The sequence below is a fragment of the Litorimonas haliclonae genome (assembly GCF_965138505.1).
GTDB classification, from domain to species: domain Bacteria; phylum Pseudomonadota; class Alphaproteobacteria; order Caulobacterales; family Maricaulaceae; genus Litorimonas; species Litorimonas haliclonae.
In genome coordinates this window covers 221134-244628 of record NZ_CBCSCO010000005.1, presented here as the reverse complement: position 1 = coordinate 244628, position 23495 = coordinate 221134, and the positions used below count along the sequence as shown (strand labels likewise).

Genomic DNA, 23495 nt, shown 5'->3' with positions numbered 1-23495 from the left:
AGGCGGAGGCGGCGGGGGCACTTCACCTGTCGGTGGGGGCGTAAAATCATTACCTCCTCCACCACAGGCCGCAAGCGCGAACGCCGCAACGCTCGCCGTCAAAACCAATTTAATAGAATTTGTTGGCGTTTTCATCTAGCCCTCCCCTCCTGCATCGGTTGGAGATCCTGGATAAGGTGTATTCAGGTATGGGAATTCATTTTGAACATCCATAGCTGTCACGGGAGCGCCGTCTGTAAAGGGCTCGTCCCCTACTGGCGCATCTTCCGGCATACAATAGCCAAGATTTGTTGGCGTTCCATTGACCGGAATTTCGTAGCATAAGGCGCCCATTGCGACGCGAAGTTCGATATCGACGACATCATCGCCTGGACGACGTCCATTCGGGAAGCCTGCCAAGTCATCGCCGGCAACGCCGAGATTGCTCTGAGCAGCTTGTGGGGTCGCGGCGATAGCTGTGTTTAGTCGCATCATTTCAGACGCTGTCACAGTGGCCTGTTGGTTCACATTTGGGAAACCCGTTAGGAACGCAGCAACCAAGTCAGTCCGGGGTATGTTTGACGGTGCAATGTTTCCGTCAGCACCTAGGGCATCACGGAACAAAATATCAATCAAAGCCGGGAATGTCGGATTGGTGACAAATACGGCAGCTTGAGCATCATCTTTAGGCTCTGACGCATTAAAGAGATCTTTTGTCGGCAAGCCAATTACAATTTCATTGACTAGCGGAGCAGAAAGACGTGACACCTGAACATAGGCGCCGCCTTGCAACGAAGGATCCTCATAAGTTGGCGTTGGGTCTTTTAAGGACGCTTGCGGCAGGCTTGCTGTTGTCCATGCCCCAATGACGCCATTGCCGTTTCCGGTAACGCATTCGATTGGGACTTCCAGAGCAAAGGTCGTAACATTAGAATCTGATAGTTCGTTATTGGCTTCGCTTTGCTCAATAGAACCTTCCAGAGGCACTAGATTGACGAGATCGAAGACTTCGCCCAGATTCACAGCAAATGCATCAGCACGTTGACCAACAAACACCCGGCCCGCTGTTGAACAGCCCGGTAACGTTACATCATACATGTATTGATCGGCATATGCTTCATAATCAGGCAATGTCTTGTTGCCGACATTATCGAGCGGCTTGACGAACGTTTGGTCGATCGTTGTCCGCGTGCCGGATTTACGGTCTCCTTCAATCACAGTGAGTTGGTAAGTCTCATTTTCCGCAAGATTAGAACTGTCACCCGCTGTTACTGGGCCAGCATAACGCAAGGGAATGGGGACCGTCTCGTCGCCGATATCAAGGGTCACGCCTTGACCGTCATTGACCAGGCTATTGTCGAAATCAAAAGAATAAGTGATATCTTCGACGGCGTCGCCATCGCTATCAATATGAATTTCATAGATCGCGTCTGGATCCATTGTGAAGTAGTTCGGCCCGCCATAAGGCGCTTGAAGTGGCTGATAGTTGGCAATGAACGTCACGAAACCTTCGCGGCCGGGCTCATAGCTTCGGAACATATAGAAGTCTGTCCCGTCTACTTTAGGCGTTTCTGTAATAGCAGGGGCCTCTCTATGGCTTGAAGCCCAACTAGGGGCTACGCCAGCACCGGCTACAGCCATCATACTTCCTGCTAAGAGCAGGTTCCGAAAGGCTTTGGAGTTTGTTTTTATAAGTTTTGGCATTCTTCGTCCTCAATTTCTTTTACAGCTGCCATTTTTAGCGAACACACAGGATCACAAGATAAACTGTAAGCGGTTAGTGGTGCTTCAGTTACGCCCCGGTTGTATTATTTGGTGCAGTAACGCTGACCTTTTTTGGAGAAATCGACAAAAAAGTTACAAAACATACAAGATTCGTCGTGAAATCATGGAACCTATGTTACTGTAAGGCTTAGTATATTTAAATCTGACCAAAGGATCGGGGCCTTGGACTCTCTCAGCGAAGAAAATATGATTTTGGCAGATTGCTTGTCGAAGTGCGCTTTGGGAGATCATCAAGCATTTGAAAAAATTTACACCCTTACATCCGGGAAACTCAACGCTATTATTTGTGGCATGGTGAAGGATGAAGCCCTAGCTCATGACATTTTACAACAGGCCTATATTTCTATCTGGAGAAATTCCGGCTCTTTCAATCCCGAAAAAGGCAAAGCTTTCACTTGGATACTCGTGGTCACACGCAACCGCGCTATTGACCAATTGAGGAAGTTGAAAAGACGCCCTAACACTACGGAATTGATCGACACCCTACCGGACGAAACAGCCAAAGCGGATGCGGGTGCCAAAGCTATGCTGCTCAAGAGATTCTTAGACCCTTACCTTGAGAGCCTGCCTTCGGATATGTCCAAAGCGATCATGTTGAATGTCGTTCATGGCCTCAGCTCTCGCGAAATCGCTGAAACGATTGGGGTTTCCCCCAACACCGTCAAAAGCTGGGTCAGGCGCGGATTGAAAAAATTGCGCACTCAGATAGATTCAACTAAACTGGAAACACTTCTCTAAAATTGTTTTAAAAGTTTACTGAACCCCTCCAAACATCTTTCAGTATATTTTAAATTGTGCCGATAGCGCCTGTGTAAAGAACCGGCCCTTCAGGTCCTGCAGACGGCGAGCCGCCTTTTCGTTCAAGACTAATCGCCAGAACATCTGTTCCGGTTTGGAGAGTCTCAGGCACGGAGAAAGCAACTGGCTTATCGTCTACAGCCTGATCCATTACACCCAATGAAATCGGGCCTTCTTCTCCTTCACGTATCAACCAGAGTTGCAAATCGCCATCTTCGGGAATATTCACGTTAGATAATTTCGCCACGACTTCATTTGTCACAGGATTGTAAATAATAGCGACCAGGGGCGGACTTTCTTCGCCAGACAATAAAGCCATCATCTGTTCTTGGTTCGTTAAAGGCGCTTCCGGGGCCGTGCCAATGAAATGAGAGCCAATAGCCAGGACAGCAATAACTGAAGCCGCAGCCGCAATGGCCTTCCACCTGCCGGAATGATTGTCGTTCATCGCCTGAATAATTTTCTGAGCCGAGTCAGCGTCATCTGACCCGATTTCGGACATTATATTATCAAAAACATACGGGGGAGGCACCCGGTCTTCCGTGCCGCTATTGAGCGGAGCCAGCCAGACCTCAATATCGCGAACAACCTCCCGAAAGCTTTCGTCTTCGGTATAAGCTTTCCGGTAAGCCTCGACCTCCTTTTGATCCGCCTGCCCTGTCAGATAGGCGATCGCTAACGCTTCATTATGTTTACGTGTATCGGTCATTGGCCAAACCGTTTAATTTTCTGATTAATGAGCTCAAGCTTCCCCGCAATACGCTCTTCGCTATTGTTAAATCTCGCAGATAAGTCTGCAAGAGATTCGGTCTCAAGGTATGCATGCTTTAAGAGCATTTTCTCTTCCTCGGACAAATCCAATTTTTGTTGTTGTGACGCCCCATCAGACTTTTTCTGGGAAATCGCTGGCGTATCGCAAATAATGGATTTTGCTGTTTTATAATCCATTGCATAGCGATGCGCCGTCGCTCTCAACCAATCCAAAGGCTCGAGGCTCTTTCGTTCAAATTCATGACGCTGTTCCCAGAGACGTCGATAGACTGCCTTCAAAACACGCGTTGCCCCATTTTCATTATCGACAACGCGATAAATCAATCCGTAAATATGCGAGGATGTCAGATCATATATGCCTGACATGGCCATCTTCCCTTCCGTCCGAAGTCGGACAATTAATGTAGCTAGCTCTTCACGCATTATGATTTAAAAGCTCTGTCTCTCTTTATTGAACCGAATCATCATATCACATTAAACTGAGTTAAACTATAAACAGTTACGCGCTGACTCCGGCCTTAGGTGCAATTACGAGGAGTTTATTGATAAATTACTTGCGCCCAAATTTTGTTTTTTAGCGTATTTCACATAAGCACACCTATTCCTCCTCCAAAACGCATGGATCTGATTTATGATAAAAACTCAAATTACGCCGCTACTTCTCTGCCTTGGAGCTTCAGTCTGGCTTGGATTTTCTGCGCCCGCGAGCGCGCATGACTTCTGGATTGCCCCTGGGAGTTACTCCGCTGAGATCGGAGAAACGACAGATTTATCGATTATGGTAGGCCATCCAGAAGACCAAAACAGTTGGTCAATTAGCCCGCATAGAGTTGTCTCCCTCCGCTCCGTCGGACCGAACGGCATATTAGACCAGCAAAGCCTTATTTCTGGGTCTGACGCAAACGACCCAATGTCACTCTCTTTTGACAGTGAAGGCGTTCACGTTCTGACGATTGAGACAACAAGCGCCTATTCAGAGCTAGAGGCTGAAAAATTTAATGATTATCTTGACGAGGAAGGCCTTACGCCGATCCAGATCGACCGCGTTTCCAAACGTAAAATAAGCGAGCCTGGCACCGAAATTTATTCTCGACGCGGCAAGACGATTGTCAATGTTGGAGAGCCTGGCGACTCAGACCCGTCTTATGTCACATCGCCGCTGGGCCTTACCCTGGAAGTGGTCCCAACGACCAACCCCGTGAGACTTCAAGATGGAGAGAGTTTATCAGCTCATATTTACTACAGAGGGCAAGCTATGCCGGGAGTAAATGTCAAGCTCGTCAGTCTTGATACGAATAAAGGTCAGGTTGATTCTCAAAAGTCAGATGCCGAAGGAAAAGTTTCTTTTCCAAAACCCGACACGGGGGATTGGATGCTGCATGCGATTTGGTCTGACCCCATGGAAGATACGTCCCGCGCAGATTATGATACAATTTTCTCCAGTTTGAGTTTTTCTATTAATTAGATTCAGGTCCCAGATATTTGAGGCTTCTGTTTGGCTTCTATGGTTAGACTTTGCTAACGTCGTTGCAAACAGGAGCTCCTTATTATGACATCTATCGGAACGGCGCATTGTGCTTCGGCCAAAAAAGTTATGCTATTAGGCAGCGGCGAACTCGGGAAAGAAGTGGCGATTGAGTTACAACGTTTCGGTGCTGAAGTGATTGCAGTTGACCGATATTCAAACGCCCCGGCCATGCAGGTCGCACACCGATCCCATGTTATTGATATGACGAACGGGGCAGCGCTGCGGGCGTTAATGGAACAAGAGACGCCAGACCTTGTTGTCCCTGAAATTGAAGCCATCGCGACAGGCACGCTGGCTGACCTGGAAAGCGAAGGATTTAATATAGTTCCGACAGCGAGGGCTACGCAGCTTACCATGAATAGAGAGGGAATTCGGCGTTTGGCAGCTGAAGAATTGGGTTTGAAGACGTCCCCTTATTCTTTCGCGGATAGCGAAACAGAAATGCGCCAGGCGATGAAAGAAATTGGCCTGCCGTGCATCGTTAAACCGGTCATGAGTAGCTCCGGCAAAGGGCAAAGCACCGCCCGCAAAGAAACCGATATGGGCGAGGTTTGGCGTTACTCTCAAGAGGATGGCCGCACGGGGGCATCTCGCGTCATCGTCGAAGGTTTTGTCGATTTCGATTATGAAATTACGCTTCTGACGCTTCGCCACAGCGGCGGCACATCCTTTTGCGCCCCTATCGGCCATTTACAGCAAGACGGGGATTACCGAGAAAGCTGGCAGCCCCAGAAAATGAGCAACGCCGCCTTAAAAGCGGCTCAGCACATGGCAGAGGCTGTCACAGAAGCCTTGGGCGGATATGGTCTTTTCGGTGTTGAATTATTTATCAAAGGGGACGAAGTTATATTCTCTGAGGTTTCCCCCCGACCTCATGATACCGGTCTGGTAACGCTCATAAGTCAGGATCTTTCTGAGTTTGCTTTACATGTTAGAGCGATACTCGGACTGCCAATACCGGCAATCCGTCAGTTTGGGCCTTCGGCCTCCGCCGTTATTATGGGGCAAGGCCAGTCTAGTGATATTCATTATGAAAATCTTGACGAAGCGCTCTCTGAACCTGACACGCAGATTCGGCTTTTCGGAAAACCAGAAATTAACGGTTCCAGACGCCTCGGAGTTACTGTTGCTCGCGCCGATACAATTGAGACTGCTAGACGAAAAGCCCGCGCTTGCGCGCAGGCCGTAAAAATTAATTATAAAAGTTAGAGCGCGCAGCTTTACGGCCAAACTGACTCTAAATCGTCAGACGGGTCATGTTTAGCCTGTCCGCGATATTCTTAAATGCACTTTTGAGTTCTTCAGCATTTTTTGCATCAAAGAAATTGTCCTGTTCTGAGGCGCACGACTTGAGGAGTTTTTCCATGGCACCTCGTCCGGCTCCCATGCGGTATCCCACCGTATATATTTGTATTCCGTCTTTCTTGGCCGACTCGCAAATTCGCTCTGTTCGTTTGTTCGCATCGTCTTCATTCCGGCCATTATGCGTTATCTGACCATTCTGTTGGGATAAAGTATTATGCCCGTCCGTCATGACGACCATTGCATTGATGGGGTCTGTGCTTCTTTTCTTCTTATAGGTCTTTCGTATTTCGGTGAGTGGCGCATCTTTCTGCAACGCACGCCACCCCCAAATCACGCCGGAAGGCATATAAGTCTCCCCCCTGACTTCAAGATCATTAATCTTTCTAGTCACTCGTCGGAGGTTTTTAACGAGAGGAAGCATTTCCGTGCCGCAGCGCTCGTTCATAATGCCAGGAATATGGCGGGACGCGTAAGGGGCCCGCTCATTATCAGGTGATTGGCGTGACCCAACGCATCCATACCAAGTATAGTTCGTTCGGCGCATGTTGCAAATTCGACGTCCCGTAGGTTCGTATTCGCCTGGTGTGCATTCTTTTTCTTCAATGCGTCGTTGACCTCTATATTGTCCGTCGACAATAATGTCTTCGTATCGGTACTGACCCGTACCGCGACACTCTCTCTTTTTAATCGTTCTTTGTTCATTGTAACAATGCTCATACTCTCGGTACGTCCCGTCTTTTGACGTGTCTATCCAATGGGCACGTTTGTTTTTCATTCCCACATTTACGTATTTCCCAAAGGGTATCACGGCCATGCGAACATCAGTTTCGGCGTCTTCCATAACCGATACCATTTCCTTCGCCGCAATTTTCAAATCCCGAATATTGTCGCCATACATTGAATCTGTCGTATCCAAGACCAGCGCCAAATTAATTGGCGTTGATTTTGATAATGGCGCGCCAGCGTCCGCATTTATGTCTACTTTATCCTTCCCGACTATTCCCATTAAGACTGTTTTATATTGCGTAGACGCTTCAACATAAACGACATCGTTCTTTAGCCGCACTTTCGCTTTTATCGGCCAATTTCCGGTATTGTGCTGCGCGATGACCTTATCGACCATGATTTGCATGTCTTTCCGGCGTCCGTCTTTTATCTGGGCCGCCGCCAAAGTGGCATTATCCACCATATCCTGAAGGCTTTGCTGTTTGTTCGTGGCGGAGGTAAAATCGACCGCCGCGCCAATGGCGACAAGCATAACAGATAAACCAATCGCCGCGATTATCGCGAAATTACCTGAGGTTGATTTTTTAAACTGTTTAAACATACCCAATCCCAATATTTTTGGAACTGTGTAGCAAAATTCCCTTAGCAATGACTTTGAAGTCATGGTTAAAATGGCGTTAACCCCGAAACACACCCGGCTTTTCAAGGCTTGTAAATGTTAAAATTGGCTCTTCCCCAGCTCTCGCCCGTTTGGTTAAATCGCGACGAGGGTTTGGCGCAGGTTATTCTAACCATTGAAGCCGCATCCAAAGAAGAAGCAGATCTGATTGTCTTCTCCGAAGGTTTTGTCCCCGGCTATCCTTTCTGGCTAGACGGGACAGGCGGCGCCGCTTTTGATAATCCAAAACAGAAAGAAATTTTCGCGCATTATGCCAATCAGTCCGTCACCATTGAGGACGGACATCTCGACGGGGTCTGCTCGGCTTTGAAAACGGCGGGGATGGCCGCCTATCTTGGTATTATCGAACGCCCTCATGATCGCTCCGGCCATTCGCTTTACTGTAGCTATGTCTATATAAACAAAGAGGGAATTATTTGTTCAGTTCATAGAAAACTTCAACCAACCTACGAAGAAAGACTGGTTTGGAGTCCCGGGGACGGCGCGGGGCTTGTCACTCATAAGCTGGGCGATTTTACGGCCGGCGGCCTGAATTGTTGGGAAAACTGGATGCCGCTCACGCGCGCGGCGCTTTACGGCCAAGGCGAAGACCTTCACATCGCCTGCTGGCCCGGAAATATGAGAAACACCGAGGACTTAACGCCTGTTCTGGCCAAAGAAGGCCGAAGCTATTGCGTCTCTGTTGGCTCAGTCATGACTCCCGATTGTGTCAAAGACGACACGCCCTTTGCGGAAGAAATCAGAGCCTCACTCGGAGACATGCCGGCAGATGGAGGCTCCTGTGTCGCTGCACCTGACGGCAGCTGGGTTTTGCCGCCTCTAAAAGCCGAAACCGGACTTCGTTATTGCAAGCTCGACCCGGCGAAAATTCGGCAGGAGCGCCAGAACTTCGATCCGGCCGGTCATTATTCCCGCCCGGACGTCACCCAATTAAGAGTTAATCGACAGCGTCAATCGACGGTGAGGTTTGAGGACTGAGCGCCTCAAGCTCCGAAAGTTTATTCAATAGTCCGGTTTCCAACGCGTCGATTTTGTCCTGCATTACATCTGTCTTCATGCCCGTTTGAATATCAGCGACATTGGCAGAAAATTCCATCCAAATTCGGTTTTGGTGACGACCCCAGTCCGGCAGATTTTCACTATTAGGATTTCATACTCTGCCTTCTCCAAAAGCCCACGAATTACTTTTCTATGGTTCGCGCGAGCCTAAAGCCATAATCATCATATCTGTAATCGGTTGTATAACGCAGGCGTTTTGAGGCGCGCATCTGATATCCATGGGTAACCCAAGAGCCTCCGCGCATAATCCTGAATTTGCAGTCGCCATCAGTACGGGCGCTACCATTTACCGGAGCCCCGACATGACTTGGATTCCAACAGTCCTGCACCCATTCATAAACATTGCCATGAATATCATAGACGCCGAATTTATTGGCAGCAAAGCTTCCCACCGGCAGTGTCTTTCGGCGATACTGCCCTGTAGGCGCGTCGCCATAAGGGTGTTCGCCGTTGAAGTTCGCTTGCGCGGCTGAAATAGACGTACCGGTCGAAAAGGGTTCTTTCGTTTGCCCGCGTGCCACATATTCCCACTCGGCCTCCGTCGGCAGGCGGTATCTATATCCCGTCGTCCGGTTTAGCCACTTAATATAGCTCTGCGCGTCATTCCAGCTGATATAAATGGCCGGACGATTGCCCCGTCCCCATCCACCGTCCTTTGGGCGATACCCCCGACACCCGCCTCCCGCCACACATTTGCGCCAATCATTGAAGGTGATCTCATATTTTCCGATCTCAAAGGTATAATCTATGTTTACCTTATGACGCGGGCCTTCATTATTATCGCGCCGCACTTCGTCTGCCGGGCTGCCCATCATAAAACTGCCAGGCGGAATGACCGCCATATTGCGCGAGGCCGGGGACGGCTTGGAATGATCAATTATCCGGGGGCGCGGCCGCCTTACGGGTTTGGGCTTCGGCGGCTTGGCGTCAAAAGTTTCGTAATAAACGGCGGTTCGGGAGGCCGGATCAACGGCGCATTCAGTTGGGAGAACAAAACTCGCCCCCGATAAATATAAAGCGCAAATTTCTGAAATCATAAACTTGTCTGTCCCTTTTGGTCATTCCCCCAGACCTGTTTGGTAACCTCTACCATGATTTCACCTAAAGCTCTTAGGCTTAATATGGACTTATTACAGTCTGGTTTCGACGTGTCAGGTCAAACGGACAACATTTTAATCTTGCTAAGCTCTAATGATCATAACCGGGATTTGATCTTTGCAACTTTCGCATAAGCCCCGGCCAGACGAGGTTGTCGCCCATACCTGGAACGAAAGCGGCAGACCCCTGCTGATATACTTTTTGCCCCATCGTTTCAGGCTCTTCATGCAGGGCGTCCTCAGACCCAACGGATTGCGCCAGAATTTGAGTTTTGCAGGCATTTTCCAAAAAATACATGCGCAAAAAGGCGGTGCCGCAGGTTTTGCCCAATGTCAGGGTTCCGTGATTTCGTAAGAGCATAAGAGATTTGTCTCCCAAATCTTTAACGATACGTTCGCGCTCCTCCAGTTCCAGCGCAATGCCTTCATAATCATGATAGGCGAGGTCGTGCTGTACCTGCATGGAAAACTGCGTATAGCGGCGCAGGCCTTTTTTCTGAACGCTTACGGCTATGCCATAAGGTGTGTGGACGTGGATGACGCATCCGGCATCTTCTCGCGCCATGTGAACCGCGGAATGAATTGTAAACCCTGCAGGATTGACAAAATAGGGCGTATCCTGACAGATTTTCCCCTCCAGATCGATTTTAACAAGAGCGCTGGCGGTCATTTCGTCAAACATGACGCCGTAGGGATTAATCAGAAAACGCTCCTCCCCGTCCTCATCTGGAAGGCGAACAGAGATATGGGTAAACACAAGGTCTGACCACCCATGAAGCGCGCAAAGTCGATAGGTCGCCGCCAGTTGCTTTCTAAGCGTCCACTCTGTGTCCGAGACTTTTCCTTCTAATCTTGGAACTTCTGTCGGGTCCGGGATCATGAAACCGGAGCTGGCATTGACGGCGCTTTGCGTATTCATAACTTTGTCCTCACTAAATTAGAATTTAATATGCGGCATTGCCCCCCGCCTTGGCAAGCGACAGCTCGGCGCGTAAGGCAGGCGCATGATACCTATTCAAAGATTTGGCACATTACCGGACGGGGACCACGTAGACAGCTTCACCTTAAAAACGTCGACTGGCCTCTCCGTGACTCTTCTAAGTTATGGCGCGACGTTGCAGTCTTTCTGCCTCCCCGACGGAACAGATATCGTTCTGGGATTCGATAATTTAGACGACTATCTTGCACCTCACCCTTATTTTGGCGCCGCGATTGGACGGGTATCCAACCGCATTGAGAAAGCCAGGTTTCCGCTGGACAGCCAAAACATTTCAGTCAGCGCCAATGAAAACGAAAACGCCCTTCACAGCGGCCCTGTAGGATTTGACCGGGTTAATTGGGAGGGACGGGTTGAAGGGTCTTCTGTTGTTTTTCGTCATATCAGCCCGGACGGATTCCAAGGCTACCCCGGAAATGTGACGGCCGAGTTCCGGTATACTCTGGAAAAAAATAGCCTTCGTCTTGAATTGTTGGCCAAAACAGATGCGCCGACGCCAATCAGCCTGACGGGACACAGCTATTTCAATCTGGGCGGCGGCGGTGTTTCTGAGCACTTCCTAACAACTGAAGCGACGCATTATTTTGAAACAGACGCGCAAGGCATTAATCATGGCAACGCACGTCCAATAGAAGGCTCGGAATTGGAACTCGGGGCTTCAGCAAAAATAGGGTCGACAGAAATTGACCATCATTTTGTGGTGCCGGAAACCGGAATACGCCCGATGGTCACCTTGAGCTCGCCGGACGGCCTGCGGCGTCTAAAAATACTTTCGGACCTTCCCGGACTTCAAATCTATACAGGCCATAAGCTGGGCCAAATCAAGGGAAAGCGGCAAGATCCCTATACAAACGGGGCAGGAATCGCGTTTGAACCGCAATTCCCGCCCAATACTGTTAACCTGCCCGCTCTGGGCGATATAATTTTAGAGCCCGGCCAAAGCTGGGCTTTTACTATTCTCTATAAAATAGAAAATTTAGACGCAGCTTGAGGCCGGAACCCAGTCAAGGCCCTGCGCTTCGGCAACGGCTTCAATTGTCAATTTGCCTTCGCAAACATTCAGGCCATTTAACAAATGCGGGTCAGATGCCAGCGCTTCTTTCCAGCCCAGACGCGCCAGACGCTTGGCATGTACCAAAGTCGCGGCGTTGAGCGCGTAAGTTGACGTGCGGGCCACAGCCCCCGGCATATTGGCCACACAGTAATGCACAACACCATCGACAATATAAGTCGGGTCATCATGGGTCGTGGCGCGAGAGCTTTCAAAACACCCGCCTTGGTCAATCGCCACATCCACGAGAACGGCCCCGTCCAGCATTGTCGACAAATGCTCACGCGTCACGAGTTTGGGCGCGGACGCGCCCGGGATTAAAACAGCGCCAACTACCAAGTCTGCAGTTGTCAAAAGTTCGTCCAGAACAGCGGGTGTCGACCGAACAATTTTTGCCTTATTTCCAAAGTAATAAGACAGCTCCTCCATGCGTGTGTTGCTGCGGTCCAAAATCGTGACGTCCGCTTGCATACCAACGGCCATTTGCGCCGCGTTAAAGCCGACATCACCGCCGCCGATAATCACGACTTTCGCAGGAGCTGTCCCGGGAACGCCGCCGAGCAAAACGCCGCGTCCGCCGCCGTCTTTTTGCAAAGCTTTCGCACCGACCTGAATGGACAAACGGCCCGCGACTTGGCTCATCGGGCGCAAAAGAGGCAAAAAGCCTCGGTCATCCGTAACCGTTTCATAGGCAATACAAACAGAACCACTTTCAATCAGGTCTTTCGTCTGAGGCGCATCAGGTGCCAAGTGAAGGAATGTATAGAGGATTTGGCCTTCACGGAGCATGGCGCGCTCATTGGCTTGCGGCTCCTTGACCTTGATGATCATTTCGGCAGTGTCGAAAATCTCTTTAGCGGTCTGCGCGATAGTAGCGCCTGCTGCTATATATTCTTCATCTGAAGCCCCAATTCCAGCGCCGGCCTGAGTTTCCATGACGACGCTTTGGCCGTCTTGAACTAGTTCAGCCACAGATTCCGGCGTCAGGCCGACGCGGTATTCGTGGTTTTTAATTTCTTTTGGGACACCAATAAGCATTATTAACTCCATTTATGCGTTTAAGGGGGACGTAACAGAGGCTGTTTCGATAAATTGTCTAATTTCATTCGACTTTCATGACAATATTCGAATATTATACATCAAATTTACTGATTATATGGATTATGCTCTATGATTGACGAGATTGATCGAAAGATCCTTACCCTTTTACAAAGTAATTGCCGTCAATCCATTGCAGAAATCGGAGACGCCGTGGGACTTTCGGCGTCAGCTTGTCATCGCCGTATTGGGATATTGGAAAAGGACGGCGTCATTGAACGCTATGCAGCTCGGCTTAACGGAGAAAAGCTTGGGTTCAACATGACTTTTTATGTGGAAGTCACACTTGAAGGGCAAAGCGAAGCGATCCTGTCAGCCTTTGAGAAAGCTGCGCTGGCCAGACCTGAGGTGCTGGAATGCCACCTTATGACCGGCATTGCAGATTATCTTATAAAGGTGGCCGCGCCCGATACGAAAGAATATGAACGATTATATCGCCGCGTCATTGCCGCCCTGCCCCATGTCAGCCGGATTCAATCGGCGCTCGTCATGAAAACCGTGAAACGATGGGGCGGCTATCCCCCCCGGAAAGCATGAACACTGTTGGGCTTTGCGAACGAAGAAAATAATGCCTCTATGGGTCATGGAAATTACATGGCCGAAATTTCACGCCGGAAAGTGAAAAAAGTCAGGCTTTTGCATAGACCGTGACGAGGCGATTAGGTAAGGCCAAGTCTAAAGGAAAATGAAAGGCATACTCATTGCCCTTTCTTTGTATTAAAGTGTACGGGATTATCAGGGGATAGATGACACACCAACTGCCATATACCTCCCGTTTGCGGGCGACGCTCCCCTTGAAAAGCAGCATTTGCGCTTTGGCATTTTGTTTCGCTGGGGCCGTTGCCGCGCCAGCCTATGCCCAAATTGGCGCCCCAGAAACGGCCGCCGGGACGAGCCGCCCCCTGCAACTTGCTCCTGATAGTCCTTACCGGGATCCAAATCTGATTTATTTAGAAGCCAACAGCCTAACGAATGACGAAAAAGCAAATATCCTTACCATTTCTGGAGAGGTTGAAGGACGGTATCAGGACCGAACACTTCGCGCCGAGACAGTCGTGTATGATTTAAATACAGGCGAAATTGTCGCCAATGGTAATGTGGTTCTAATCGACGCGACAGGGTCTACACAATATGCCGACAAGCTAGAGCTGTCTGATGAATTGGAAGCGGGTACAGCGACAAATTATACGGGCCGGATCGAAGGCGGCGGCGTTGTCGGAGCGCGTTTTGTAAATCGCAACACCCAAGAAGAATTCGAATTTTATAACGCCTATTATACTGCCTGCGAACTCTGTCGGGCCGCAGATGGTGACGTGGAAACTCCCTCATGGAGATTAAGGGCCAAACGGGTTCGTCAGGACAAAGATACGCGAACTATACGCTATAACGATGCGGTCTTGGAACTTTTGGGTGTCCCTGTTCTCTACACCCCCTATCTTGCCCATCCAGACCCAAGTGCGGAACGCGCCAGCGGACTACTGACCCCTTTTATTGGGCTGGCCAGCGACAAGGGCTTTACCCTGGAGGCCCCTTATTATTGGGCCATTGACGATCACACAGAGGCCACTTTTACGCCGCGCATTTTCTCTAAGGTAAACCCTTTGATGGAATACCAATTCGCCCGACTATTTAATACAGGGCGTATCGATGTCGAAGGCAGTTTCACCTATGGCAGCATCTTTGATCGAGATGGCAATGCTTTAGACGATCCGAACAGATTTTTCGATCCTAGCACAGCTCCAATTGGTAAACGCCTTCGGTCGCACATTTATGCCGACGGTTATTTTGAACCGACGGATTTCTGGACATATGGTTTCGGTGTTCAGCTCGCGACTGATGACAATTATTTAAACCGCTACGACTTGAACGAGCAGCCCGGCACGCGTGGAGTTTACGATTCCGAGAGCCGCCGCAATACCTCGCAGGCATATCTTGTTGGTCAAGATGACAATACACGGCTCAGCGTCTCAACGGTCGGTTTTCAAGACCTTCGCACCCGCATTGTGGAATTAGGAAACGATCAGCTCCGCGTCTTTGAAGACAATGATGACGCACTCCCAATCATTGCGCCCAAGATCGAACTCCAAAAATATTTTTCCGACCCTGTTCTGGATGGCCGCTTAAAGCTGTTCGGCGATACGACTTGGCTTACACGCCAGGAGGGAACTGATTATGGCCGCGGCACACTGGGCCTGGACTATTCCCGCACTTGGATTGCGCCAGGGGGAATTGAAGTTCAACCCTTTGCCAATGCCCGTTTAGACTATTACGAAATTGAACCCGAGGGTGGCTCTAAAACTGACTTCAGCAGGACTTTAGGACAGGTCGGCGTTGACGCCCGTTATCCCTTTATTCGCTCCGGTGGCGACGTGACCTGGATCCTTGAGCCCCGGGTGCAAGTGACGCAGAATTTTGGCGACGCTAAGTTGGATCAATTTACGGTTATTGACCAAGGCGGGTTTGAAGTCGACTTGGCTCAAGACGGTACGGATATAGACTTGGATCAAGCCCTGTTTTGGCAGTCTAACAAGGCCGCTGGCTATGATCTTTGGGAGGACGGACTTCGCGCTGATGTCGGAGCCTCTGTAAGCGCCAATTGGAACTCAAGCCGTGCTCATCTATTTCTTGGTCAGAGCTATACAACAGACAGGAATACCGAGTTTGAAGCAAATTCTGGCCTGCTAGCCGATAATTCTGACTTAGTTGGCTTATTTGTACTGGATCTAGGAAACCGCTTCACAACCAAAACACGTGTTCGCTACGACGAAGACTCCTCCAGTTTCAGACGAATTGATTCATCACTTCGTTACCGAGACAAAAGGTTTGATCTATCGACGCGATATTATCGGATTGATTCCGAAAGCAATCCCTTACTAGCGATAAATAATGCCCCGTCAGAAGAAGTCTCCGGCGCTCTGGGGGTTAAGATCGCAGACAAATGGAGAGCGAGATATAAAGGGTTTTATGATATCGACAGTAATAATCTTCGCCGTCAAAGCTTATCTTTAACCTATCAGGATGATTGTACGCTCATTGAGCTGACTTACACCAAAGAGAACCTGAGCAATGACGCCATTCGCGACTCCTCTGGTTTTGGGATTCGGATTGCATTATTGACGCTCGGAGATAGCGGAAACTAGGCTAAGAAAGACGGACTTCTTTGCCGCCCCCTCTCAACCTACAAAAGATTTTTCGACGACAAATTCAGCCGGTTGAGAGTTTGACCCTTCTTTCAGACCGAAGCCTTCAACCAACTTTGCGGTATCATCGATCATGTCTTTTGAGCCGCAAATCATAACACGGTCCTCTTCAGGATTGAGCGGCGGAACGCCGGCATTCGTAAATAAATCACCTGATTCTATCAAAGTTGTGATGCGGCCTTTCAAGGGATAGTCCTCGCGGGTAAGTGATGTCAGATGTAAAAGCTTATCCCCGATCATTTCACCGACGAGCGGATCATCTTTCAAACTTTCAACAAGACGCAGCCCATAGGAGAGCTCCGCCTTCTGGCGACAGGTATGTGTCAGAATAACCTGATCATAGCGTTCATAGGTTTCTGGATCGCGGATAAGCGAAGCAAAGGGCGCAATACCTGTACCTGTTGAGAACATGTACAACCGCTTTCCCGGGAGAAGCGCATCCAGCACCAAAGTTCCTACTGGCTTGCGCCCGAGAAGGACCGTATCGCCTTTTTTAATCTTTTGAAGGCGCGAAGTAAGGGGGCCGTCCGGCACCTTAATAGAAAAAAACTCCAGGCTTTCATCCCAGCTGGGGGATGCGACTGAGTAAGCCCGCATGATAGGCCGTTTTTGATCAGGCAAAGCCGGCAAGCCAATCATAATAAACTCACCAGAACGAAACCGGAAAGATTTCGGGCGCGAGATATTGAAGCTAAAAAGACGATCTGTATAATGTTCGACATCAATGACAGTTTCTTCTGTTGGGGCGTTTGACATACATCTTCCAAAACGTGTGTGTGGTGTTCTAGCCGCCATATAGGCGGGGTGGCGCCGAAAGGCAACATTCTATACAGCAAACAATTGTCCTATATAAAGAACGAGTATAATTTTGCATTTTAAGGCTTTATCACAGTTCCACACTGGCCTTGCGCGTCCTCAAACCATAAAGACTGACTGTCCACTAATATAAGATTTTTATGACTGATATTGCTTTAACGAACAAATTTGAAACGCCTTCCCGCGATGAGTGGGCGGAGCAAGTGAAAAAGGGGCTGAAGGACGCCGGTTTCGAGAGCCTCCTCCGGCAAACTGATGATGATTTGGAGCGCGGGCCATTTTTTAGCGCTAAAGACCTACCGGAAACCCTGACCCCGCAATCACGCCTCAAAACACCGCTCTTAGATGAGCGCCCTTGGCACATGTGCACACCCGCCCGGGATCCGGATATTCGATTTGCCAACAAGCAAGTTCTAGCGGATCTGAAAGGCGGCGCGAGCGCATTGGATATTACGCTCTCAACTGACGCCCTTAAACTGACAAGCCGGGCTGATTTAAAACGCCTGCTAGAAGGGGTTTGGATCAACCTTGTGCCTCTCCGATTTAATATCACGTCGGCCCCTATCGAAACAGCGCAGCTTATCAAATCCCATCGACCGCTTGCTGAGTCGGTTGTGGATTTGGGCTTAGATCCCATTAGCCTGCTTCTGTCTGGCGACGCTTCAGAATCCTTTTCCCTCGATGACCTATTGGACGGCTTGCCCGACAACTGGACAGCGCTTTGTGTAAATGCCGCCGCCATTCACGATCAAGGCGGAACAGAGGCTCAAGAACTCAGCGTGATGGCGGCCAGCGCCGCTCACTATTGGCGTCAATACGGCCCGAAGACGAAACTTTCAGTTCGTCTCGCCGCAGATCGTGACGGTCACCTCGGGATTGCCAAAGTCAGGGCAGCCCGGAAAATTATAACACGCATTGCGGAAAGTTTTGGCGTAAGCACAGACATCCCTATTCATAGCGTTTCAAGTCTTCGCATGATGCAAAGCATTGATCCTTGGACGAACCTACTCCGTGTTATGGCCTCCGGTTTTGGGGCGGTTTGCGGCGGCGCCGATTATATCACGTTACGCCCCTTTACAGACGCACCCTCCGATAGCCCCCGCTTAGCCACCCCATTCGGCTACCGAATTGCGCGCAATATGCAATTGATGATGATGGAAGAAAGCCACCTCGGACAGGTCAATGATGCGGCCCATGGCAGTTATTTCCACGAAGCTCTCACGCAAAAAATTGCAGAAGCCGCTTGGACAGAATTTCAGGCGATAGAAACCGGGGGCGGCATTGAAGGTGTCATTGCTTCGGGGGCTCTTCAAAAGTCTATCGCGGCGGCAAAATCCGACCGCGACACAAAAAACGACCCTATTCTGGGCGTCACTTTACACCGCGCCGAAGAAACAAAACCGGCAAAATTACGGGAGGCCGCCAAATGACTTATCCCGATTTCACTAAAATTGATTTAGGCCACACCTTCTCAAAGCCTAGCAGCGGCAAAGACTGGATGTCTCCTGAAGGTATTGCGGTTCAGCCGCATTATTCTGAGCGTGACATTGAAGGATTGCAAAATCTGGACACTATGCCGGGGTCGGAGCCTTATATTCGGGGCCCCTACCCTACCATGTATGTTCAGCGGCCATGGACGATCCGTCAATATGCCGGGTTTTCTACCGCCGAAGACTCTAACGCCTTTTACCGCCGCAATCTGGCCGCCGGACAAAAAGGCCTCTCTGTCGCTTTCGACCTGGCCACCCATCGAGGATATGATTCCGATCACCCGCGCGTGCCGGGCGATGTCGGCATGGCAGGCGTCGCGATTGACAGTCTTTACGACATGCGGGTTTTGTTCGATCAAATCCCGCTTGATAAAATGTCCGTCTCCATGACTATGAACGGCGCGGTATTGCCTGTTTTGGCGCTTTATGTTGCTGCCGCTGAAGAACAAGGCGTCAAGCAGGAGCAGCTCTCCGGCACAATCCAGAATGATATTCTGAAAGAATTTATGGTGCGGAACACATACATTTATCCGCCCAAACCAAGCATGCGGATTATTGGAGACATCTTTTCCCACACCTCAACCCATATGCCGAGATTCAACTCCATCTCAATTTCCGGCTATCACATGCAGGAGGCAGGAGCCTCCGCCGATATTGAGCTGGGTTATACGCTTGCAGATGGTTTAGAATATGTTCGCACGGGTCTAGATGCCGGAATGAAAATTGACCGATTTGCCCCGCGCCTGTCTTTTTTCTGGGCGATCGGGATGAATTATTTCATGGAAGTGGCCAAGATGCGGGCCGCGCGCCTTCTCTGGGCACAATTGATAAGTCCCTTCGGACCGGAGAATCCGAAATCGACAATGCTCCGCACCCACTGCCAGACTTCTGGCTGGTCTTTGACCGCGCAAGACGTATTTAACAATGTCGGGCGCACCGCCATTGAGGCCATGGCCGCAGTAGACGGAGGAACGCAAAGCCTTCATACAAATTCTCTGGATGAGGCTCTGGCCTTGCCGACGGATTTCTCGGCTCGAATCGCCCGAAACACCCAAATTTTCCTCCAGACTGAAGGCGGACATACGCGCCAGATCGACCCTTGGGGCGGAAGTTATTATGTCGAAAAGTTGACTCATGATTTGGCTCAAAAAGCCTTGGGTCATATCCGCGAAGTCGAAGAGCTGGGCGGCATGGCGGCCGCGATTGAGGCCGGAATTCCAAAACTCCGCATCGAAGAATCCGCAGCCCGAACTCAGGCCCGCATTGACAGCGGCGCGCAAACTGTCGTCGGCGTCAATAAATACCTTTCTGATGAGAAAGACGACATTCCGATTTTGAAAGTCGACAACGATACAGTCCGTAAGGGACAGATTGCCCGCTTGAATAAATTAAAAGCTGAGCGTGATACAGAGGCCACGATGGAAGCGCTCGACGCCCTGACACAAGCGGCAGGTAGCGGCAAAGGCAATCTTTTGGAACTCGCCATTGATGCAGCCCGCAAAAAGGCAACAGTTGGGGAAATGTCCTCGGCGCTAGAGAAAGTCTATGGCCGATTTGACGCTAAGCCTGCCGGCGTTACAGGCGTCTATTCATCGTCCTTTGATGAGAGCAACCCCTCTTTTAAAGATGCTAAGTCCAGGATTGACGCTTTCACAGAACTTGAAGGCCGCAAACCTAAAATCCTCATCGCCAAAATGGGGCAAGACGGGCATGATCGCGGCCAAAAGGTTGTCGCGACGGCCTTTTCCGATATGGGGTTTGAAGTTGTTATTGGTCCGCTTTTCCAAACGCCTGAAGAAGCGGCGGAGTTAGGCATAGAATCAGATGTCGATGTTATCGCCGCAAGCTCTTTGGCGGCTGGGCATTTAAGTCTCGTTCCAAAACTGCGAGACGCGCTCAGCGCTCAAAACCGCAAGGACATTATGATAATTGTCGGCGGCGTTATCCCACCCGAAGATGTCGACACGTTGAAGAAAATGGGCGCGAAAGCGGTCTTTCCTCCGGGGACAAATATCCCTGAGGCCATTCTCGAAGTGTTGGAGGTTGTGAACAGACGCGTGAGTCAGGGAAGCTAAACCTAAGAAAACATTAGGGTCCTTCACATTTATTGCGAGCCTGAAACCGCCTCTTCTGAAATGGCGCTCAGAGTCATGTCGATCTTCTGGATGCGCTCGGCTTGATCCGTCAAACTATATTCATCCGACAAGGCCTTTATATCGGTGCGGCGCAACCCAATTTCTCCTTGCTTATTCTCAAAGACCAAAATTTTCATCGGAAGCTCTAATCCCATTTCACGACTTTCCATCATTAACGGGGTGCCTGATTTTGGATTGCCGAAGATAAACAGTTTGGACTGGCCAATATCCATACCAACAGACTTGGCGCCTTCGCCGTGATCTACAACAGTAAACAATTTTAAATTTCGCTTTTGCAAAGCTTGGCGTAGATTTGTCTCTACGGTGTCAAATGACGCATTTGTTGTCATGATATTAGTTGAAGCAGCCGCTAAATTCGTCTGCTGCGCCGTATCAGAAGGCGAGCACGCGGAAACCAGAGCGGCGAGACAAAGTGTGGTATATAAGTATTTCATAAAGCCTCTGTACAGATCCTGCTAAAATTACCCCTCCCTCTCTATTCTGTTCCCAGTAAAAAACCCCGCCGAAGCGGGGCTTGATTTTGTAACTGTGGCTCGGCCTAACCGCGAATGGTTAGCTCCAGACCAATTAAGCGACCTTTTTTCAACGGCGAAAGCGTGCCCACAGCTGGGAATCGATCATATGGGCGGTTTACACCATTTGCGAGGCTTGGTTGTCCAAGTAAGGGAGCTATATTTCCGCCAAAGGGAAGTTGTGTGTCATTGCCGGCCTGAACTTCATCCAGAAGGTTTTTACCGTATAAGGAAAGCGACACGCCTTGGACGGGTGTATCCCATGTAATATTCGCATCCAAAATATCCGCCGCTTGGATCCAACCAAAGTTCGTATCTGTATAGGCGAATTCGTCACGACGTTGGAAATTCACGCGGGTTGTTAGGCCGCCCGACGTTCCTAAATCTAGGTCATGAATGACGCCGGCCCCGAAAGTAATCGGTGAAACACGCGGAATATCCAGCGCCAGATCGGCGTCATCGACCACGCCATCACCTGAAATATCGAATAGGACGGAGTCATAATCCCCATCGAGCAAGCCAATATTACCTGTAAAAAGGATATTGTCGGTCGCTTTCAGGCGCCCTTCTACCTCAAGACCTTTTACCGTCGCGTCAGCCGTGTTGACAATCGTCTGCAAAACACCGGTTACCGGGTCAGACAAATTGAGCTCACGCTGCATATCCGAGATATCTGTCAGGAAGACAGATGCATTAATTTGAGCTCGTCGATCTGCAAAGTCGATTTTGGTGCCCAATTCATAAGAATCGACTTTCTCTTCGTCTGTTGCCCGATCTGATCCCGGCGGGAAAATTGCCTCGAATGGAGCCGGGGCTGTAATCCGGAAGTTATATCCGCCGGAACGATAGCCACGGGTCCAGTTACCAAAAAACTGCGAGTTATCGCTCGGAGTATACTGGAAACCGACTTTCGGAGACCAGTTTGTCCATTTATCGCTATCGGTGAAGCCATTATTCAGGCCTCCGCCCAAGGGGGCGGGGACGTCCATATTGACGCCTGAGACCGGGCAGGTTTTATCTACAACGCTGCACGGAGTTCTGGCCTGGATATATGTAATCCCAGCATCTTTTTCTTCTTCGGAATAGCGGATACCCAGAAGCACTTTCAGTTTGTCAGTCACGCTGTAATCAATCGCGCCAAACACACCTAAGACGGAATGCTCTTGATAACCACCACCGTAAAAAATCGGGAGCGGCGTAGGCGTTAGAGCGCGTTGTAATTCGCGTGTCTCAGTATAAGCGACATCTTGATCAAAGTAGAAAACACCAGTCGTGAGATCAATTTTTCCAAACGTTCCGTTATATCGGAGTTCGTTTGAAATTTGATCCTGGGCATATTCCGTTGTGGAATGGAATAGGTTTAACGGTGTGGAGTCGATATCTCCGTTCGTAGACCCTTCGGTGTCCCGATAGCCGAAAATATTCGTAATCTGTCCGTTACCAAAGGCGACATCAATTTCCGTCTTCAAAGTTCCGGATAGTGCTTCGGACTTATAATCACCTTCATTGTCGATAGAAAAATCAAATGAATCCCGTTCGAAAAGACCGCGGTTCTGGCCGGCTGGGCCTTGGCCGTCACTGTCAAAATATTCACCTTTGGCTAGGAACCGAATATTGTCAGAGGCCATAAATTCCAATGCACCGCGCAAAATATATGTTTCCGCTTTGCCGAAATTGTTACCTGTTGCTAGGTTTTTGAAATACCCATCATCATTGTTGTAATAGGCGGCAATTTTACCGTTGAGCTTATCTTTAACCAATGGGCCAGACACGACACCTTGCGCAAAGGTATTGATTCCGCCGCGCCCTTCATCGACGGGACCTTCCACAGCGAAACGTGCTTTATACTCAAGCTCGTCCGTGGGGTTACCGGTATTGAGCAATATCGCCCCCCCTGTTGTGTTCCGGCCAAAAAGAATACCCTGCGGTCCGCGCAAAACTTCCACACTGTCGAGGTCGAAGACATCAAATACCACTCCGGTATTGGTACCCAGATAAACGCCATCCACAAATACACCTACGGTCGGGTCAATTGACGGAATAGATGAGTTCACACCGAGTCCGCGGATAGAAAAGTTCGCACCGCCGCGGGACGTACCCACATCGTCGAGAGAAACGTTGGGAGCGGAGAAAGTCAAATCTTCAAGCGTTCGGACTTTCAAGGCCTCTAAGCTTCCACTACTAAAAGCAGTAATAGAAATCGGCACATCCTGTGCATTTTCAGCGTCAGATTTTTTTGTTGCCGTTACAACGATTTCGTCTGTTAAAGCGTCAATTGCAGATTGTCTCTCCTGAGCGAGAACAGACTCGCTCATGAATAATGAGATCGCGATTGCAGACAGGCTTGCAGATAAAGCGGCTTGCTTGTTCATAATTTCTTCCCGATTTGATTTGTATTTTTATTATTTTTTATATTGGAAGCGCGTTTATTAACGTCACTTCACTTTA

20 protein-coding genes are annotated in these 23495 nt (G+C 49.6%); 9 read left to right on the top strand and 11 right to left on the bottom strand.

What is annotated here, in order from left to right; translation table 11 throughout:
- Positions 1 to 135: 135 nt before the first annotated feature.
- Entirely contained in the window at positions 136 to 1683 is a 1548-nt protein-coding gene (locus ACNA05_RS12190; protein WP_415811776.1) for a DUF4331 domain-containing protein, read from the bottom strand.
- A 243-nt stretch (positions 1684 to 1926) separates the two neighbouring features.
- Here ACNA05_RS12190 and ACNA05_RS12185 point away from each other — a divergent pair, with 243 nt between their 5' ends.
- Positions 1927 to 2502 (top strand): RNA polymerase sigma factor, encoded by a 576-nt coding sequence (locus ACNA05_RS12185; protein ID WP_415811775.1) that lies wholly within the window; start codon positions 1927 to 1929, stop codon positions 2500 to 2502.
- Positions 2503 to 2551: 49 nt separating this feature from the next.
- Here the strand turns inward: ACNA05_RS12185 and ACNA05_RS12180 are convergent, their stop codons facing one another.
- Positions 2552 to 3271, bottom strand: a complete 720-nt coding sequence (locus ACNA05_RS12180; RefSeq protein WP_415811774.1) for an anti-sigma factor — start codon at positions 3269 to 3271, stop codon at positions 2552 to 2554.
- Positions 3268 to 3699, bottom strand: a complete 432-nt coding sequence (locus ACNA05_RS12175) for a hypothetical protein (protein ID WP_415811773.1) — start codon at positions 3697 to 3699, stop codon at positions 3268 to 3270. The genes ACNA05_RS12180 and ACNA05_RS12175 overlap by 4 nt, the downstream gene beginning before the upstream one ends.
- A 265-nt stretch (positions 3700 to 3964) precedes the next feature.
- On the opposite strand from ACNA05_RS12175, the gene ACNA05_RS12170 reads away from it, so the two are divergent.
- A complete protein-coding gene (locus tag ACNA05_RS12170) occupies positions 3965 to 4798 on the top strand; it encodes a DUF4198 domain-containing protein (RefSeq protein ID WP_415811772.1) in 834 nt (277 codons plus the stop codon).
- A gap of 84 nt (positions 4799 to 4882) precedes the next feature.
- Positions 4883 to 6070 carry a formate-dependent phosphoribosylglycinamide formyltransferase gene (gene purT / locus ACNA05_RS12165; protein ID WP_415811771.1) on the top strand — a complete coding sequence of 396 codons (1188 nt, stop codon included), beginning with the start codon at positions 4883 to 4885 and terminating at the stop codon, positions 6068 to 6070.
- Positions 6071 to 6098: 28 nt separating this feature from the next.
- Here the strand turns inward: purT and ACNA05_RS12160 are convergent, their stop codons facing one another.
- Positions 6099 to 7493 carry a pilus assembly protein TadG-related protein gene (locus ACNA05_RS12160; RefSeq protein WP_415811770.1) on the bottom strand — a complete coding sequence of 465 codons (1395 nt, stop codon included), beginning with the start codon at positions 7491 to 7493 and terminating at the stop codon, positions 6099 to 6101.
- Positions 7494 to 7607: 114 nt separating this feature from the next.
- Here ACNA05_RS12160 and ACNA05_RS12155 point away from each other — a divergent pair, with 114 nt between their 5' ends.
- Positions 7608 to 8549 (top strand): carbon-nitrogen hydrolase family protein, encoded by a 942-nt coding sequence (locus ACNA05_RS12155; protein WP_415811769.1) that lies wholly within the window; start codon positions 7608 to 7610, stop codon positions 8547 to 8549.
- Here ACNA05_RS12155 and ACNA05_RS12150 read toward each other — a convergent pair.
- The 3 genes from ACNA05_RS12150 to ACNA05_RS12140 all read right to left on the bottom strand — a co-directional run bounded on the left by ACNA05_RS12150 (position 8509) and on the right by ACNA05_RS12140 (position 10646).
- Positions 8509 to 8667, bottom strand: a complete 159-nt coding sequence (locus ACNA05_RS12150) for a hypothetical protein (RefSeq protein WP_415811768.1) — start codon at positions 8665 to 8667, stop codon at positions 8509 to 8511. The two genes, ACNA05_RS12155 and ACNA05_RS12150, sit on opposite strands and share 41 nt — an antisense overlap.
- An 85-nt stretch (positions 8668 to 8752) precedes the next feature.
- A complete protein-coding gene (locus ACNA05_RS12145; RefSeq protein ID WP_415811767.1) occupies positions 8753 to 9667 on the bottom strand; it encodes a formylglycine-generating enzyme family protein in 915 nt (304 codons plus the stop codon).
- Between the two features lie 151 nt (positions 9668 to 9818).
- Positions 9819 to 10646 (bottom strand): class II aldolase/adducin family protein, encoded by an 828-nt coding sequence (locus ACNA05_RS12140; protein ID WP_415811766.1) that lies wholly within the window; start codon positions 10644 to 10646, stop codon positions 9819 to 9821.
- 85 nt (positions 10647 to 10731) lie between these two features.
- Here ACNA05_RS12140 and ACNA05_RS12135 point away from each other — a divergent pair, with 85 nt between their 5' ends.
- Entirely contained in the window at positions 10732 to 11715 is a 984-nt protein-coding gene (locus tag ACNA05_RS12135; RefSeq protein ID WP_415811765.1) for an aldose epimerase family protein, read from the top strand.
- Here the strand turns inward: ACNA05_RS12135 and ald are convergent.
- Positions 11701 to 12813, bottom strand: a complete 1113-nt coding sequence (gene ald / locus ACNA05_RS12130) for an alanine dehydrogenase (RefSeq protein ID WP_415811764.1) — start codon at positions 12811 to 12813, stop codon at positions 11701 to 11703. The genes ACNA05_RS12135 and ald overlap by 15 nt on opposite strands.
- Positions 12814 to 12945: 132 nt before the next feature.
- On the opposite strand from ald, the gene ACNA05_RS12125 reads away from it, so the two are divergent.
- Positions 12946 to 13410, top strand: a complete 465-nt coding sequence (locus ACNA05_RS12125; RefSeq protein WP_415811763.1) for an Lrp/AsnC family transcriptional regulator — start codon at positions 12946 to 12948, stop codon at positions 13408 to 13410.
- 209 nt (positions 13411 to 13619) lie between these two features.
- Positions 13620 to 16013 (top strand): LPS-assembly protein LptD, encoded by a 2394-nt coding sequence (locus ACNA05_RS12120; protein WP_415811762.1) that lies wholly within the window; start codon positions 13620 to 13622, stop codon positions 16011 to 16013.
- Between the two features lie 33 nt (positions 16014 to 16046).
- Here the strand turns inward: ACNA05_RS12120 and ACNA05_RS12115 are convergent, their stop codons facing one another.
- Positions 16047 to 16829, bottom strand: a complete 783-nt coding sequence (locus ACNA05_RS12115; protein WP_415811761.1) for a ferredoxin--NADP reductase — start codon at positions 16827 to 16829, stop codon at positions 16047 to 16049.
- 200 nt (positions 16830 to 17029) lie between these two features.
- Between ACNA05_RS12115 and ACNA05_RS12110 the strand changes: the two genes are divergently transcribed.
- On the top strand, positions 17030 to 18319 hold the full coding sequence (locus ACNA05_RS12110; protein WP_415811760.1) for a methylmalonyl-CoA mutase family protein: 1290 nt from the start codon (positions 17030 to 17032) through the stop codon (positions 18317 to 18319).
- Complete coding sequence (gene scpA / locus ACNA05_RS12105; RefSeq protein ID WP_415811759.1) at positions 18316 to 20454, top strand: methylmalonyl-CoA mutase; 2139 nt, start codon at positions 18316 to 18318, stop codon at positions 20452 to 20454. Before ACNA05_RS12110 ends, scpA begins: the two co-directional genes overlap by 4 nt.
- A gap of 29 nt (positions 20455 to 20483) precedes the next feature.
- Here the strand turns inward: scpA and ACNA05_RS12100 are convergent, their stop codons facing one another.
- Both ACNA05_RS12100 and ACNA05_RS12095 read right to left on the bottom strand, forming a co-directional pair.
- Positions 20484 to 20969 (bottom strand): DUF302 domain-containing protein, encoded by a 486-nt coding sequence (locus ACNA05_RS12100; protein WP_415811758.1) that lies wholly within the window; start codon positions 20967 to 20969, stop codon positions 20484 to 20486.
- Positions 20970 to 21073: 104 nt separating this feature from the next.
- Positions 21074 to 23419 carry a TonB-dependent receptor gene (locus tag ACNA05_RS12095; RefSeq protein ID WP_415811757.1) on the bottom strand — a complete coding sequence of 782 codons (2346 nt, stop codon included), beginning with the start codon at positions 23417 to 23419 and terminating at the stop codon, positions 21074 to 21076.
- Between the last annotated feature and the right edge of the window lie 76 nt (positions 23420 to 23495).